General features: G+C 70.3%; 13 protein-coding genes and 1 tRNA gene. 8 read left to right on the top strand and 6 right to left on the bottom strand.

Features of this window, described 5'->3' with window-relative positions:
• The first annotated feature begins 9 nt into the window (after positions 1–9).
• Complete coding sequence (locus tag ACOZ38_RS01315; RefSeq protein ID WP_424528147.1) at positions 10–522, top strand: VOC family protein; 513 nt, start codon at positions 10–12, stop codon at positions 520–522.
• A gap of 18 nt (positions 523–540) precedes the next feature.
• Here ACOZ38_RS01315 and ACOZ38_RS01310 read toward each other — a convergent pair whose 3' ends face one another.
• Together ACOZ38_RS01310 and ACOZ38_RS01305 are read right to left on the bottom strand one after the other, a co-directional pair.
• Complete coding sequence (locus ACOZ38_RS01310) at positions 541–912, bottom strand: STAS domain-containing protein (RefSeq protein WP_424528145.1); 372 nt, start codon at positions 910–912, stop codon at positions 541–543.
• Between the two features lie 84 nt (positions 913–996).
• Complete coding sequence (locus ACOZ38_RS01305) at positions 997–3,942, bottom strand: AfsR/SARP family transcriptional regulator (protein ID WP_424528143.1); 2,946 nt, start codon at positions 3,940–3,942, stop codon at positions 997–999.
• 231 nt (positions 3,943–4,173) lie between these two features.
• On the opposite strand from ACOZ38_RS01305, the gene ACOZ38_RS01300 reads away from it, so the two are divergent.
• The gene (locus tag ACOZ38_RS01300) at positions 4,174–5,070 is read left to right on the top strand and encodes a M23 family metallopeptidase (RefSeq protein ID WP_424528141.1); all 897 of its coding nucleotides are present in this window, start codon (positions 4,174–4,176) and stop codon (positions 5,068–5,070) included.
• Positions 5,071–5,381: 311 nt separating this feature from the next.
• Complete coding sequence (locus tag ACOZ38_RS01295; protein WP_424528139.1) at positions 5,382–6,308, top strand: M23 family metallopeptidase; 927 nt, start codon at positions 5,382–5,384, stop codon at positions 6,306–6,308.
• 123 nt (positions 6,309–6,431) lie between these two features.
• Here ACOZ38_RS01295 and ACOZ38_RS01290 read toward each other — a convergent pair whose 3' ends face one another.
• Complete coding sequence (locus tag ACOZ38_RS01290; RefSeq protein WP_424528137.1) at positions 6,432–7,154, bottom strand: TetR/AcrR family transcriptional regulator; 723 nt, start codon at positions 7,152–7,154, stop codon at positions 6,432–6,434.
• A 92-nt stretch (positions 7,155–7,246) separates the two neighbouring features.
• Here ACOZ38_RS01290 and ACOZ38_RS01285 point away from each other — a divergent pair, with 92 nt between their 5' ends.
• Complete coding sequence (locus tag ACOZ38_RS01285; protein ID WP_424528135.1) at positions 7,247–8,239, top strand: zinc-binding dehydrogenase; 993 nt, start codon at positions 7,247–7,249, stop codon at positions 8,237–8,239.
• 112 nt (positions 8,240–8,351) lie between these two features.
• Here ACOZ38_RS01285 and ACOZ38_RS01280 read toward each other — a convergent pair whose 3' ends face one another.
• The 3 genes from ACOZ38_RS01280 to ACOZ38_RS01270 form a co-directional block, all read right to left on the bottom strand.
• The gene (locus ACOZ38_RS01280; RefSeq protein ID WP_424528133.1) at positions 8,352–8,930 is read right to left on the bottom strand and encodes a DsbA family protein; all 579 of its coding nucleotides are present in this window, start codon (positions 8,928–8,930) and stop codon (positions 8,352–8,354) included.
• A gap of 144 nt (positions 8,931–9,074) precedes the next feature.
• Entirely contained in the window at positions 9,075–11,027 is a 1,953-nt protein-coding gene (locus tag ACOZ38_RS01275; protein ID WP_424528131.1) for a multicopper oxidase family protein, read from the bottom strand.
• 221 nt (positions 11,028–11,248) lie between these two features.
• Positions 11,249–11,743 (bottom strand): MarR family winged helix-turn-helix transcriptional regulator, encoded by a 495-nt coding sequence (locus ACOZ38_RS01270; protein ID WP_424528129.1) that lies wholly within the window; start codon positions 11,741–11,743, stop codon positions 11,249–11,251.
• 76 nt (positions 11,744–11,819) lie between these two features.
• Between ACOZ38_RS01270 and ACOZ38_RS01265 the strand changes: the two genes are divergently transcribed.
• The 4 genes from ACOZ38_RS01265 (at position 11,820) to ACOZ38_RS01250 (ending at position 14,741) form a co-directional block, all read left to right on the top strand.
• Positions 11,820–13,496, top strand: a complete 1,677-nt coding sequence (locus ACOZ38_RS01265) for an FAD-dependent monooxygenase (RefSeq protein WP_424528127.1) — start codon at positions 11,820–11,822, stop codon at positions 13,494–13,496.
• A gap of 65 nt (positions 13,497–13,561) precedes the next feature.
• On the top strand, positions 13,562–13,738 hold the full coding sequence (locus ACOZ38_RS01260; RefSeq protein ID WP_424528125.1) for a hypothetical protein: 177 nt from the start codon (positions 13,562–13,564) through the stop codon (positions 13,736–13,738).
• 88 nt (positions 13,739–13,826) lie between these two features.
• A tRNA-Thr gene (locus tag ACOZ38_RS01255) sits at positions 13,827–13,903 on the top strand.
• 217 nt (positions 13,904–14,120) lie between these two features.
• Positions 14,121–14,741 (top strand): hypothetical protein, encoded by a 621-nt coding sequence (locus ACOZ38_RS01250; RefSeq protein WP_424528123.1) that lies wholly within the window; start codon positions 14,121–14,123, stop codon positions 14,739–14,741.
• Positions 14,742–14,878: the final 137 nt, after the last annotated feature.

The raw sequence follows: 14,878 nt of genomic DNA, 5'->3' as shown, positions 1-14,878 counted from the left end.
GAGGCGCACATGCCCGTTCACCGTCTCAACCACGCCGTCCTCTACGTGCGCGACGTCGAGCGCAGCGTCGCGTTCTACCAGGAGGCGCTCGGCTTCCACGCGGTCATGGCGTTCCCCGGCGCGGCCTTCCTCCAGGCGCCGTCGTCGAACAACGACCACGACCTCGGGCTGTTCCAGATCGGGGCGGAGGCGGGACCGTCCCAGGCTGGGCGGGCCACCGTCGGCCTCTACCACCTGGCCTGGGAGGTCGAGACGCTCGGCGACCTCGAGGAGATCGCCGCGAAGCTGAGCGACCTCGGCGCCCTCGTCGGGGCGTCCGACCACTCCACCACCAAGGCCCTGTACGCCAAGGACCCTGACGGCATCGAGTTCGAGGTGTCCTGGCTGGTGCCGGCCGCGCTCCTCACCGAGGAGACGCTCGCGGGGCGCAGCAAGATCCAGCCGCTCGACATCGCCCGCGAGAAGGAGCGGTACGGCGCGAGCACGCGCGGCGGGGTGGGAATCTCGATCGGTGTCGCCTGACGAGGTGGTGCGGGCGGCTCAGGCCGGGCCGACCTCGAGCACCGCCTGCTCGATGGTGTCGAGGGACTCGAAGTGGTTGTCCAGGCCGCTGATCCTCAGCCGTCGCCGCAGGTAGTCGGGGACGGCCACGAGGATGAGCCGCCCCTTGGCGGATGTGATCTGGTTGAAGACGTAGACGAGCGACCCGAGCCCGGCGGAGTCGCAGAACTTCAGGCCGGCCAGATCGATGATGACCCGGGGACCCTGCTCTCCGCTCCACACTCCGTCGATGTGGGCGTTGAAGATGGGGGTGCCGTGGAAGTCCAGGTCGCCGGCCAAATGCAGCACCGTGCACTCATCAAGGCGTTCAACACGGATATCTAAGCTCTGACCGTGCTGCGACGCTGACATGGGTATGCACCCCTTCTAACGGTCAAACCGTTTGTTGTCTCAGTAGAGGCTATGCCCCTCGCGTCTCACCGGCCACCCACGGGGTCACGGCCGGTACTCGCCCGAGGTTCGCACGCCCGCGCTCAACTCACGCTGCAGGGTGAAGGCGTGGTGCAGGTAGTCGCGGGCGAGGTCCGCCCGGCCGGCCGCCCGGTGCAGCTCACCGAGCATCTGCGTCGCGCTCGCCTCCCCGCTGCGGTCGCCGAGCCGCTGGAAGATCGTGCGGGACTTCTCCAGCTGGGCCGAGGCGTGCATCCGCTCGCCCCGCACGGCCCGGCGCCTGCCGAGGCCCTGCATCGCGTACGCGGCGCAGTGGCAGTCGCCGAGGCTCTCGAAGATGTCCAGCGCCTGGTCCTGGAAGTGCATGGCGCGGTCGAAGTCGGCCGCCAGGTCGTGCAGCCTGCCGAAATGGTTGAAGACGCAGCCCTCCCTGTGCCGGTCACCGAGCGACCGCGCCAGCCGCAACGCCTCGTCCAGCCATCGCGACGCCCCCGCGAGGTCGCCGGACTCCAGGAACACCTTGCCGATCGCCTGCCGCGCGTAGGCCTCGCCCGCCTTGTCGTCCATGCCGAGGAACATGCCGAGCGCCTGCCGGAAGCGCCGCAGCGCGCTGAGGTGTTCGCCCCTGATCTGGTCCACGGCGCCCAGCCCGCAGATCGCGATCGCCTCGCCCCTGCGGTCGCCCAGCTCGCGGAAGATCGTGTGGGACCGCTGGAACATCTCGGCGGACTCGGGGTATCCGTCCTGGTACAGGTACACCTGGGCAAGCCCGCGGAGCAGCGCCGCCTCGCCGCGCAGGTCTCCCTTGGCGCGCACCGCGTCGAGCGCGATCTCGTGCGTGATCCGCCAGGCGTCGTAGTGACCCCGCAGGTCGAAGTAGGGCACCAGGGTCGCCGCCAGGCCCCACGCCGAGTCGGCCATCCCCGCGTCGGCGGCCAGCCTCACCGTTCCGACCAGCGCGTCCCGCTCGGTGTCGAACCACGACAGCGGGTTGACCGTCACGTGCCCGACGGTGGTGCGGGCGGGCTCCCAGCGGGCGGCCGTCGGCGACATCAGGCCGAACACCGTGGTCGGCAGCCGCTTGGTCGCCTGCTCGGCGATCGCGAGCCACGCCCCGACCACCCTGCCGAGGGCCGGCCCCTCGGGATCGGCGTGCGCCCTCTCCCTGGCGTCGCAGCGGATCAGGTCGTGGAGCCGGTAGCGGGGCCGGCCGGCGGGATCGCTTCCCACCAGCCGCAGCAGGCTCGCGTCGACCAGGTCGTCCACCACGTCGTCCGAGCGGTGCCGGTCGAGCACGGCGTCGACGACCCAGGCGGGGAGGACGTGCGGGCCCAGCAGACCGAGCGTCCTGAACGCCCGGGCGGCGGCGTCTGGCAGCAGCCGGTAGCTGCGGTCCACGCTCGCCCGTACTTCAAGGTCCCCGACCCGCAGCTCGCCCAGCCTGCGGGCCTCGTCGGCGAGCCGCCGCTCCATCACGCGCAGGGACCATCCGGGCCGTCCCACCAGGCGTGCTCCCGCGATCCTGATGGCTAGCGGGAGGTAACCGCAGGACTTCACGATGGCCGACGCCGCGTCCCTCTCCCTGTTCAGCCGCTCGGCGCCCACGATCGCGCGGAGCAGCTCCTCCGCCTCACGCGGCGCCAGCACGTCCAGCTCCACCTGGCGCGTACCGGGAAGCTCGGTGATCCGGCGGCGGCTGGTCACGAGGACCGAGCAGCCGCTGCCGGGCAGCAGCGGGCGCACCTGCGCGGTGCTCGCCGCGTCATCCAGCAGGACCAGCACGCTCCGGTCGGAGAGCAGGGATCTGTACAGCGCCGAGCGCTCCCGCAGGCCGTCCGGGATGGCGCGCTCGGCCACGCCGAGCGCGCGCAGCGCCTCCGCCAGCAGCTCGCCCGGGGCGGGGGGCGTCAGGGAGGTGCCGGCGAGATCGAGGTAGAGCTGACCGTCCGGGTAGCGGGCCCGTACGGCGTGCGCGCAGTGCACCGCCAGCGCCGACTTGCCCACGCCAGGCGGGCCGACGACGACCGTGATCGAGGGCGGCCCCGCCGCCCTTCCCGGCGTCAGGGCCTCCACCAGCGACTCCACGTCCCCCTGCCTGCCGGTGAAGTCGGGCACGTCCGGCGGAAGCTGGTACGGCCTGGGCCGCTCCTGGCCGGCGGTCGGGTCATGGCCCAGAGAGAGGTCAGGGCTTGCGTCCGTTGAAGAGTCATGGCTCGTGGAGGGGTCATGGCTCGTGGAGGAGTCTCCGGCGAGGACGACCGCGTGGGCGCGGCGTAGTTCGGCGCCTGGCTCGATGCCGAGCTCCTCCACCAGCCGGTCGCGGATCGTGGTGTACGCGAGCAGCGCCTCGGCCTGGCGCCCGCTCCGGTTCAGCGCGAGCATGAGCTGCTGCCACAGGCCCTCCCTGAACGGGTGTTCCACGAGCAGCCCGCGCAGCTCGCTGATCGCGCCGCTGTACTGCCCGAGGGCAACGCGCATGGCCAGCAGTTCCTCGGCCGCCGAGAGCCGGGCCTCGGCGAGGGGCTCCAGCCGGCCGGCCCAGAGGGGGCTGCCCGGCAGGTCCTCCAGGGGCGCCCCCCGCCAGAGCGCCAGCGCCCGGCACAGCTCGTCGACGGCCTGGGAGGTGCGGCCTTCGGCCCTGGACCGGCCGGCCTGCGCCATCAGCGCCTCGAAGCGGAGCAGGTCGAGGTCCTCCGTACGAACCTCGATCATGTAGCCGGACTGCTGGGCCCTGATGGCTGTACGGGCTCCCGCGTCGCCGAGGCCGACGCGCAGCGAGCTGACGTAGGTCCGCAGGTTCTCCACGGCGGAGCGGGGCCTGCGCTCGGGCCATAGCACCTCTACCAGCAGGCCGGTGCCGACCACCCGGTTGGCGTGGAGCAGCAGGGTGGCCAGCAGCATTCGTGGTTTCGTGCCCCCGAGGCGCAGTGCCTGCCCGTCGAGCCGGACGTCCAGTGGACCGAGCACGTTAAATGTGGGCTGATCAGCCATGATGCCCGATTCTGCTCCCTTAGAGACTTTTCAACCGTGCAGAGGGTTGGGTCGCTCGAAGCCAGGATCTCATTTGTATCGGTTTTGGACGTTTTCTATATGACATATCCGGACTCTTTACGCCAACAGGGGTCTCCGGAGCGCCCTTCGGAGGTTCCACGCCAACCCCGCGACCGGTCGTGCCGAGTCGGCGCCAACGCCGAGCCGACCGAGCCGCGAGAGAGGATCGGCATGAAGATCAAAAGGGTGTTCACCGCAGGACTGGCCCTGATGCTCAGCCTCGCAGGCGGCGTCGCACTGGCCCCGAGCGCCGGCGCGGCCGGCCCACGACCGAACTTCCAGCTTCCCTTCCCCTGCGGCCAGACCTGGACCGGCAACTCCAGCGCCAGCAGTGCCCACCAGTCCTGGGAGATCGACTTCAACCGGGGCAGCACGGCGGACGCCGACCTCGGCGACACCGTGGTCGCCGCGGCGGCCGGCACGGTGGCCATCTCGGCCCACCAGGGCTCCACCAACGGCTTCGGCAACCTGGTCAAGATCGACCACGGCGGCGGATGGTCCACCTACTACGCGCACCTGCGCGTGCGGTCGGTGAGCGCAGGCGCCCAGGTCTCACAGGGCCAGAAGATCGGCGAGGTCGGCAACACCAGCAAGCCCGGTAACAACATCTCGCCGCACCTCCACTACGAGGTCAGGACGACCGACACCTCCTACCCCGCCAACATCCAGAAGGCCGTCTTCAACGGGTCGACCTTCGGCTACCCGGTCCAGACGGTCACCTCGAACAACTGCTCCGGCAGCAACAACCCGTACTCGCCCGAGGAGGTCTGCGGCAGCGGGTACAGCGTGATCGACTCGGCCGCCCTCGGCTCGTCGGGCAAGGTCTACCTGCTCTACAACACCGGCAACGGCTACAACTGCGTGACCACGATCAAGAGCGCGTCCGTGGGCACGGCCACCACCACCTCCGCCTACCTGGAGGTGCAGGGCAAGAGCAGGATCACCGACTCCGGCAGCTTCGCGTACTACGCGGGCCCGGTACGCGCCGCCGCCACCAACACCTGCGTCAAGTGGGGCGGGAAGGCCGGGTCCTCCACCTACGACAGCCCCTTCGAGCACTGCGGCTGAACAGGCCGTGCCCAAGGCCACTTCCAGACCGCTGGAAGTGGCCTTCCGCCTTGCCGGAACCCCGGGCAGAAGGCCCGCGCCGCCCGATTTCACCCTTTTTCAACCGATTCCAGAATGGTCCACCGGCAGCCTGGATCTTATTTGTATGGGTTTTGGACCTTTCTTATATAGCTTATCCGGACGGACCAGCGGGGGCCCTGGGATCCGTGCTCCGGAGCCTGCCGGGAACCCCGCGATGAGAATTTCGCGCCCGGTCTGGCCGGCTCGGCACCCAGCACCGAACCAGGCCGGAGCCATGAGAGAGGATCGGCATGAAGATCAAAGGGGCGTTCACGGCAGGGGTGGCCCTCCTGCTCAGCCTCGCGGGCGGCGTCGCACTGGCCCCGAGTGCCAGCGCGGCCGGCGCCCGCCCGGGCTTCCAGCTCCCCTTCCCCTGTGGTCAGACCTGGACCGGCATCACGGGTAGCGGCGCCCACCAGTCCTGGGAGATCGACTTCAATCGAGGTGGCACCGCGGGGGCGGACCTCGGTGACACCGTGGTGGCCTCGGCGGCCGGCAAGGTGGTCATCTCGGCCCACCAGGGCTCGGCCAACGGCTTCGGCAACCTGGTCAAGATCGACCACGGCGGTGGCTGGACCAGCTATTACGCGCACCTGCGGGTGCGGTCTGTGAGCGCCGGCACGCAGGTCGCGCAGGGGCAGAAGATCGGTGAGGTCGGCAACTCGACCAAGCCCGGCAACAGCCTCGCGCCGCACCTCCACTACGAGGTGCGCACGCCGGGGTCCTACCCCGGCAACGTCCAGAAGGCCGTCTTCAACGGGGCGACGTTCGGGTACCCCACCCAGACGCTGACCTCGAAGAACTGCTCAGGAGGCGGCACCACCAGGACCAACAACAACCCCAGCCCGAGCACCAACCCTCACTCGCCCGAGGAGGTCTGCGGCAGGGGGTACAAGGTGATCGACAAGGCCACCCTGGGCTCGGCCGGCACGGTCTACCTGCTGTACAACGCCTCCAACGCGAACAACTGCGTGACCACGATCAAGAGCACGTCGATCGGCAAGGCCACCGCCACCTCCGCCTACCTGGAGGTGCAGAAGCAGAAGCGGCTCACCGACTCGGGCAACTTCGCGTACTACGCGGGCCCGGTGCGCGCCGCTGCCAAGAAGACCTGCGTCAAATGGGGCGGGAAGGCCGGATCCTCGGTCTACGACAGCCCCTTCGAGCACTGCCGCTGACCGTGTAGCGGGCGGCTGACACCGATCCACGAGGCCACTTCCGGACCACCGGAAGTGGCCTTTCGCCGTACAGGGCCTATACGGCCGCAGGGGCGCGGCCCGTATGGCCGTGGCGGTCAGTGCCTATCCGACCGGCGGGCCGGGCGGCGCGGGATCCGGGTCTACGGGGCCGTACCACCGGCCGCTGTAGGACTCCCAGCTCGGGGGCGCGCCCGGCAGGGGAACCCGCCGATCAGAGCCGCGGAGGCCGTCGAGGGCGAGCGCCAGCAGCCGCCGGCTGATGGTGCCCTGTTCTTCAGTGCCGCGCGGGATGCGGCTGAAGTGCTCGATCAGGTACGAGACGTCGAGCGGGGCGAGGTCCGGCCGCACGGTGCCGTCGGCCTGCGCCCGGCGTACCAGCTCGTCCATCAGCTCGCGGCCCAGCTCGCTCACGGCGGTCATCTCGGCGGTGACGGCGATCGTTCCCGCCGCAGGCCCGAGGGCGCCCACCCGCGCGGCGACGCACCGCTGGACGTAGCCGCAGACGGCCGACCACCCGTCGCCCTCGCGGGCCAGCGCCTCCCGCGCCGAGGCGATGGACTCCTCCATCGACAGCAGGCAGAGCCGTTGCAGCAGCTCCTCCTTGCTGCCGTACCGGCGGTAGAACGTGGCGATGCCGACGCCCGCGCGGTCGGCCAGGGCGGACATCGGGGCCCCTGCGCCCTGCTCGGCGAAGACCGCGCGCGCGGCCTCCAGCACGATGCGGTCGTTGCGCTCGGCCTCGGCCTGGCGTCCCCAGCGGCGCTCCGGCCGCCCCTCCGCGCCCGCTCGCCCTGCCTCCGCCCGGGGAGGCTCGTTCGAATCCACGGCCGGAGTCTATTGCGATCGGAGCGAATCATTCCGATATGTTATTCGGAGCGATCCGCTCCGATAGACGGGTCCCGTGGAGAGGAATGGTCGTGCGGGCGGTATGGCTACGAGAGTTCGGCGGGCCGGAGGTTCTGGTCCCCGGGGAGGCGCCGGATCCGCGTCCGGGCCCCGGGCAGGTGGTGATCGAGGTGGCCGCGATCGGCATCCCGTTCGTGGAGACGCAGGTCAGGTCGGGTGTGGCGCCGGTGCCGCTACCCCGGTTGCCGATCATCCCCGGCAACGGCGTGGGCGGCACGGTCGTCGAGGTCGGGCCGGGCGCCGATCCGGCCCTCGCCGGCCTGCGCGTCGTGACCTCGCTGAAGGGCTCGGGAGGGTACGCGGAGCGGGTGGCGGCGGACACCGGTGGCCTCATCGCCGTCCCGCCGGAACTCGATCTGCACGACGCGGTGGCGTTGCTGGCCGACGGCCGTACCGCGATGGGCATCGTCCGGGCCGCCGCGCCCCGTCCCGGTGAGTGGGTGCTCGTGGAGTCGGCCGCCGGAGGGGTCGGCAGCCTGCTCGTCCAGCTCGCGGCGGGCGCCGGCGCCCAGGTGGTCGCGGTGGCGGGCTCCCGGCGCAAGCTCGACCTCGCCACAGAGCTGGGCGCCAAGGTGACCGCCGACTACACCGAGGACGGCTGGGGCGACCGGGTGCGCGAGGCCGTCGGCGACGCGGGCGTGCACGTCGTGTTCGACGGGGTCGGCGGGGCCGTCGGCCGTACGGCGTTCGAGCTCGTGGCCCCACGCGGCAGGTTCCTGATGTTCGGCGCCGCCAGTGGCGCCATGACGGACGCGACCGTGGCAGAGGTGTTCCAGCGCGGCATCGCCCTGATCACCGGGGGCCAGATGTTCGGCTCGCCCGCCGGCATCAAGGCACTGGCCGAGGCCGCGCTGGCCGAGGCCGCCACCGGCCGGCTCCGTCCCGTCATCGGGCAGACCTTCCCGCTGGAGCGGGCCGCCGATGCTCACGCGGCCATCCAGGCACGAACGACGCTCGGGAAGACCCTGCTGATCCCCTCCGGCGACCTCGAAGTACGCAGCTAAGGAGACCGGCCCCGGCACGGGCGCGGGCCGGGTCGTCCTGATGACCGACCAGCCCGACTGGCAACGCCACTACGAGCCGGCCGCCGAGCTGAACGTGCTGGTGAACGCGTCCCTATGACGTGACGGCCTCCACGGCGGTGACGATCATCTGGGCGTTCGCGGGCACGGCGACGCCCTGCACGAAGACGGTCGGCGTGGCGTTCACCCCCCGCTGCGCGGCCCTCGTGGTCACGTACGCCGCCCACTCGACGTAGGTGTGCCTGCGCACGCACGCGCCGAAGGCCGGGTCGATCAGCCCGACCGAGTCGCTCAGCTCGATCAGCTCGTCGTCGCTGAGCCCCGGCCCGCCCTCGGGCGGCTGGTTGACGAACAGCGCGTAGGCGTACTCCATGAACCTGCCGTGGTCGGACGCGCACCCGGAGGCCGAGGCCGCCCGGGAGGAGTACTGGTTGGTCGACGCCGCGTCCAGGAAGGCCATCGGGTGGTACACCAGGGTTATCAGCCGGTTCTCCACCAACTGGTCGAGCGTGGGCCCGGCCGTCAGCTCGAACTGCTTGCAGAACGGGCACTGGAAGTCGATGTAGGCGTCCACGATGACCGGGCCGTCGCCGACGATGACGCCGTCTCCGGTCTCCGTCGCCCCGGCCGGCACGTGGGCCGGTGCCATGACCTGGCCTGCTCGCATGCTCATGCGACCTCCTAAGAACCGGGGACCGGGGACCTCGGCCCCCGGACAGTAGAACGGCCTGGCCGTGCGCGTCTGTTCTCGCCGGAGCACAAAGATCGGCCAAAGCCTCGCAACGACTCCACTACGCGAGGCCGCCGCCGCAGGGCGTCAGGAGCCCACCTGGAACGGCCGCATCATCTCGTTGTCCTCGTGTTCGAGCAGATGGCAGTGCCACACGTACGAGCCCTCCAGGTCGAACATCATCTTGATGCGGGTGACCTCCTTCGGATAGGCGATCACCGTGTCCTTGAAGCCCCGTTCCCACGGCTGGGGCGGCCGGACTGCGGTGCCCTTGAGCGGCCTGCGGTCGACCACCTCGAAGCGGACCTCGTGCAGGTGCACCGTGTGGGCGTCGCCGGTGGAGTTGTGGATCTCCCACACCTCGATGGCGCCGAGCGCGGGATTCTCCGTGACGGGGTCGGACCACATCTTCGCGGTGCCGCCTCCCGCGAGGGTGCCGAGCATCGTGGCCGTCGGCACGTCCGTTCCCGCCCTGACCTCCATGGAGTGCTCAAGGAGCGCCACCTGCCGGGTCAGCGTCGCCGGGCCGCGCCGGGTGAGCGCGGGCAGCCTGAGCCGCGCGGGCGGCACGCTCTCGTCCCTGCCCGAAAGCGGCCTCAGCACGAACTTCATGACCTGCCCCGTGGTCGCCGGGTTGGCGGGCGCCGCCTTCGCGTTCCCACTGAACGGCTCGTCGGGGCCCTCGTTGATCAGATAGAACTCCGTGCCCGGCCTGGCACCGGTGAAGTCGACGATCACGTCGGCACGCTCGGCGGGGCCCATGACCAGGCTGTTCAACCGCACCGGCTCCGGAAGGTACCCGGCGTCCGCCCCGATCTGCCAGAAGGGCACGGCGGGCGCCACCGGGCGTCTGGCGAGAGGGTCGGCCGCCACCTTGAGGATCAGGAACCGCGAGTTGCACCCGTTGAGGAAGCGGAGGCGGTAGCGGCGCGGCTCGACCGCGAGCACCGGCCACGTGCGGCCGTTCACCATCATCGCGTCGCCGAAGAACTCCGGCTGCCAGATGGGCGGCACGTGGCTGCGGGGAATGTACGGGCCGGCGTACCTGTCGGAGAACTGCGTACGGCTGCCGGGGTAGAACAGCGAGCCGTCCTTGGCGAAGGACCGGTCCTGGATGATGATCGGGATCTCGTAGTAGCGCGTGCCGGGAGGGTCGCCGGCCTGGGGAGCGGGCCAGGGAAGCACCCCCGGGTCGAGGTCGGACGCGCCGCCGCGCAGCAGGTAGAAGCCCGCGAGCCCCGCGTAGACGTTGAGCCGCGTCATGCCGAGGGTGTGGTCGTGGTACCACAGCGTGGCGGCCGGCTGGTCGTTGTCGTACTGATAGACCGCCGACCCCGGCTGCCACTCGACGCTCTCGCGGCTCCCGAACGTGCTCATGAACTCGGCGTACCGCGAGCCCTCCGTGGCGTGGTCTCCGGGGATGTTCCGCGCCGCGGGGAGGTACCACGACTCGGGATGGCCGTCGCTGTCGTCCATGGTGCACCCGCCGTGCAGGTGCGTGGTGATCGGCACAGGTCCTCGGTACCTGCCGGGCGTGGCGGCGAACGACGGTCGCGTGTCCCTGCCCGGCGGCCCGCCCGGCGGGTTGGCCCAGTGCAGCGTCGGGTCCACCGGCAGCAGGTGGGACAGGTAGCGCCCGTCCCCGTCGACGAGCTCGTTGACCCACATGACGCGGATGGGATGGCCGGACCTGGCCTCGATGGTCCAGGCGGGCGAGGCGAAGCTCCCGGGATGATCAGGCGAGCCGTACCCCCACAGCGTGGTGGCCGGGCTGCCGGGAGGCAGCACCTGCTGCCGGAACTGCCGGACGCCGATGACGTAGCGGTCCCGGTCACCCTCCTGCGAGGCGGGCATGGCCGGCGGGATGACGAGCGGCGCCACGTACTTCGCGATTCCCGCCGCGTCGAGCGTGCCGGCCCAGCGCGCCGCCCGCCCGGCGGACGTCACCCCGGCCGAGGTGGACGCCTGAGCCGCCCTGCCGGTGGCCAGCAGGGCGGCTCCGCCCGCCGCCGCCTTCAGGACCTGACGTCTAGTGATCATCTCGGCTCCTTTCCCGGGGCCGGGAAGTCTGGAGATCGGCCTGCCTTGCGGCATGCCCACGTCACGCTCCATGTGCGGATATATGCCTTATAAGGCGACAATTCCCCCTTAACGACTTGTACCCATCCGACCGCCTTCCGAGCCCAGCCGAACCGGCCGTGTCGACGAACCAGGTGGGCAGGCCGACCGGTGCGTCAGCACGGACCCGCCCAGTCGTCCCGCTAGTGGTCCGCGGCGTCGGCCGGACGTCCCAGATCGCGGACGAGGGTCGCGGTGAAGTCGCGGGCCGTCTCGTTGAGGCGGGCGATGAACTCGATGACGTGCTCCAGTTGGTCGTCGTCGTAGTCGTCCACTACTCCGGCGAAGGCCGACTCCACCCGTGCGAAGATCTCCGCCAGCGCCGCCTCGTGCCGCCCGGTCGAGCGCACCAGCACCTTGCGGCGGTCGGCTGCGTCGCGCCGGCGCTCGACGAAGCCGTTGCGCTCCAGCCGGTCGATCACCGCCGTGATGGCCGAGGTGCTCATGCCGGTCACCTCGGCCAGCCGCCCCGCGGTGAGCTCCGGTTCGTGACGTGCCAGGTCGAGGCACTTCAGGTCGGTCGGCCCGAGCCCGAAGTGGCCGGCGATGGCCTGGTGCATCACCACCCCTCGGCCCGCGTTCTCCCGCATCGCATCGGCGAGCGCCCGCATCAACTCGGATCTGCGGCCCCTTGACACCGAACCTCCAGCATCCAATATCTCGATCTGTCGAGATTTCCTATCCTTCGTACAATCTACCCCTCAGGGAGTGACCATGGAGGAGACAACCCTGCCTGTGCTCATCACCGGTGCCGGTCTCGCCGGGCTGTCCACCGCGATGTTCCTCGGCGTGCACGGCGTGCGGTCGCTCGTCGTCGAGCGCCACCCCGGGCTGTCCACGCAACCCAAGGCGCGCGGGCAGATGCCGTCGACCATGGAGGCCCTCGCCACCGCCGGGGTCGCCGAGCGGTTCGTACGAGCCGCCCCACCCGGCCGGGGCGAGAACATCATCGTCATCGCCGAGAGCGTCACAGGACCGGTACTGCACAACTTCGTCCAGAAGATGCCGGACCTCTCCATGTTCTCGCCCGTGCCCATGGCCTCCACGAGCCAGGAACGAGCCGAGCGCATCCTCGCCGCGAGAGCGATCGAGCTGGGTGCCGACATCGTGTTCTCCACCGAACTCGAACGGTTCCACCAGGACGACGACCAGGTGACCGCCGTGCTGCGCGACACCGTCACCGGGGAGCGGCGCACGCTGACGGCCCGGTACCTGGTCGGCGCGGACGGCCACAAGGGCCCGGTCCGCGACATGGCGGGCATCGCGACCCATGGACGATCCTGGCACGACACCGCGCCGAGCGATCGCAGCGGGCTCGCCGACCCGCACGGCCCCGACCGGGCCGCCGACCCTGGTGACCGGCCCGCTCGAACCCTGTTCCTGCAGTTCGAGTCCGATCTTGAGGTCGCGCTCAACGGCTCCGCCTTCGGGCTGTTCTACCTGCAGAACCCCGCCCTCCCCGGAGGCTCGGCCACGATCGTCACCACCGACCACCCCGGCCGGTACGTGCTCAGCTGCGCCTTGGCCTCCGGCGGCGAACCCGGCGCCGAGCGACTGACCGAGCTGATCCGCACCGCCTGCGGCATCCCGGACCTGGATGTCAAGATCCTCGACGCGGCGTGGTCGTCCACCGGGGACCACATCACCCGCGTCGCCGACACCTTCCAGGCGGGCCGGCTCTTTCTGACCGGGGACGCGGCCCACCTGATGCCCCCGACCGGAGGGCAGGGCGGCAACACCGCCGTCCTGGACGGCTACCACCTGGCCTGGAAGCTCGCGGCCGTGCTGGGGGGAACCGCGGGACCGGCGCTGCTCGCCAGCCACGACGCCGAGCGCCGCCCCTTCGCCGACGCGCTCGCCGAGCAGCAGTACGCGAACATGGTCCAGCGACAGGCCCCCCACCTTCACGACGAGACCGTGGCAGAGATCATGGACCCGGCCGTCGGACTGTTCGGCTACGTCTGCCCCTCGGGCGCCTTCGTACCGGAGGAGCGGGCGGACGCACCCGCGCTGTTCGAGAACCCCGCCGCGCCCTCAGGGAGGCCGGGATCGCGCGCGCCGCACATCAGGCTTACGCGCGCGGGCGCGCCCATCTCCACCCGTGACCTGTTCGGACCGCGGTTCGTCCTGCTCACCGGGCCGGACGGCGGGCCGTGGGCCGAGGCGGCCGGCGACGCCGCACGGAACCTCGGCCTCACTCTGGACCTGCATGCCATCGGGGGTTCGTCCGACCTCGCCGACCCGGACGGCCGCTTCCCGAGCGCCTACGGCGTCACACCCACCGGAGCCGTACTGGTGCGGCCGGACGGCGTCATCGCCTGGAGATCACCCGACGGCACCGCCCCCCAAGACCTCGAACACGCCCTGCGCCGCGTCCTCCACCGAAACTGAACAGTCGCACAAACGAAAGCGACAGCAAGAACCCAACTGGTCCGGCCCTGGTAGTCGAGGTGCTCATGTCGCTCGGATCGTCCCAGGGCAGTCGCGTCACGATGAACTTCGACTTCAGGCGCGACGGGGCCCTCGTGGCGCGGGGCGGCCAGACCGTCGCCTGCCTCCGCAGAACCCCGGACGGCATGACCCCCACCCCGGTCCCCGAAGAACTGGCCACCGCCCTCCTCGCCTTCGCCTGAGGGCCGAGTGATCATCCGATGTCCGGCATGGCCCGCAGACCGCCGGGGGCTGGTACCCTATAGGCGGTCGTGGGGTTCCTACGACCATGCCGCCTTAGCTCAGTCGGCCAGAGCACTTCACTCGTAATGAAGGGGTCAAGGGTTCGATTCCCTTAGGCGGCTCCAATTCAAAGGCCCTCCCGGATTTCCCGGGAGGGCCTTTTCATGTGCGTACGACATTCCGGACAAATGACACTCAGAACCGGTGCGCCACCCGCGGCGCGAACAGTGCCGCGACTTCCACAATTACTGATCTTGCAGCCATCCGCAAGTCAGTTCTCATTGACTTAGGGGACCTTTAGCACGGATGAGATGAATGATCGCCTTCTGGAAGGAGCCAGCGGTGAAAGCAAGCAAGGGGTCACTGGCCATCGGCGTGGTGATAGGGCTGTTCGTCGGCTGGTCGGGCGTGGCGGTCGCCACAGCGGCGGCCGAAAGCGACGAGATCATCGCATGCGTGAACGGCAACGGCACGGTGCGTATCCCCCAGACGCCGAACCCCACTCCCACGTCGACGTCTCCGCAGTCGCTCGCGGTGATTCCCACCGGTAGCCCCACCACCTCTCCGGCGGGGTGCCTGGCCGGGGAGAAGGAGATCTCCTGGAACAGGACGGGACCGGCAGGACCTACCGGATCATCGGGGCCGACGGGACCAGCTGGGCCGAAGGGCGAGGCGGGCATCTCCGGACTGCAGACGGTCGAGCGCACCGTCACGATCGGCGCCCACCAGCAGGGAAGTGCCACAGTGACCTGTCCGGAGGGCAAGCTGCCCATCAGCGGGGGGTACTCCTACGGGCGTGCCGACCACTGGAACCTCGAAGACAACATGCTGGTGGGCTACACGGGCTTGAGTCTGGACCCATCAACCGGCAAGCTGCGGAACACCTGGGGTTATCGAGCCACCAACCCCAACAATTGGCCCGTTGACGTCCACGCGACCGCTCTATGCGCGGTCCTGTCCTGATCCACGACATTCAGGAGACACAGGTCTCTTGAAGAGTATCGCGGTCGCCCCTGGTCAGCCGTCCCGGCCAGGGGCGGCGTCTATGACGTGCGTGTCGGCATACTGAGCAAGAAATCCGGAGTCATGCAGGGTCGGCG

It is taken from the genome of Sphaerisporangium viridialbum (assembly GCF_049674955.1).
Taxonomy (GTDB): Bacteria; Actinomycetota; Actinomycetes; order Streptosporangiales; family Streptosporangiaceae; genus Sphaerisporangium; species Sphaerisporangium viridialbum.
This window is presented reverse-complemented; position numbering and strand designations above follow the sequence as displayed.

What these genes read in the sequence shown, in the direction of transcription:
- ACOZ38_RS01265 (WP_424528127.1), top strand. Translation starts at nt 11,820, where the DNA reads ATGGAGGAGACAACCCTGCCTGTGCTCATCACCGGTGCCGGTCTCGCC.
- ACOZ38_RS01305 (WP_424528143.1), bottom strand. Translation starts at nt 3,942, where the DNA reads ATGGCTGATCAGCCCACATTTAACGTGCTCGGTCCACTGGACGTCCGG.
- ACOZ38_RS01295 (WP_424528139.1), top strand. Translation starts at nt 5,382, where the DNA reads ATGAAGATCAAAGGGGCGTTCACGGCAGGGGTGGCCCTCCTGCTCAGC.
- ACOZ38_RS01300 (WP_424528141.1), top strand. Translation starts at nt 4,174, where the DNA reads ATGAAGATCAAAAGGGTGTTCACCGCAGGACTGGCCCTGATGCTCAGC.
- ACOZ38_RS01280 (WP_424528133.1), bottom strand. Translation starts at nt 8,930, where the DNA reads ATGAGCATGCGAGCAGGCCAGGTCATGGCACCGGCCCACGTGCCGGCC.
- ACOZ38_RS01260 (WP_424528125.1), top strand. Translation starts at nt 13,562, where the DNA reads ATGTCGCTCGGATCGTCCCAGGGCAGTCGCGTCACGATGAACTTCGAC.
- ACOZ38_RS01315 (WP_424528147.1), top strand. Translation starts at nt 10, where the DNA reads ATGCCCGTTCACCGTCTCAACCACGCCGTCCTCTACGTGCGCGACGTC.
- ACOZ38_RS01310 (WP_424528145.1), bottom strand. Translation starts at nt 912, where the DNA reads ATGTCAGCGTCGCAGCACGGTCAGAGCTTAGATATCCGTGTTGAACGC.
- ACOZ38_RS01275 (WP_424528131.1), bottom strand. Translation starts at nt 11,027, where the DNA reads ATGATCACTAGACGTCAGGTCCTGAAGGCGGCGGCGGGCGGAGCCGCC.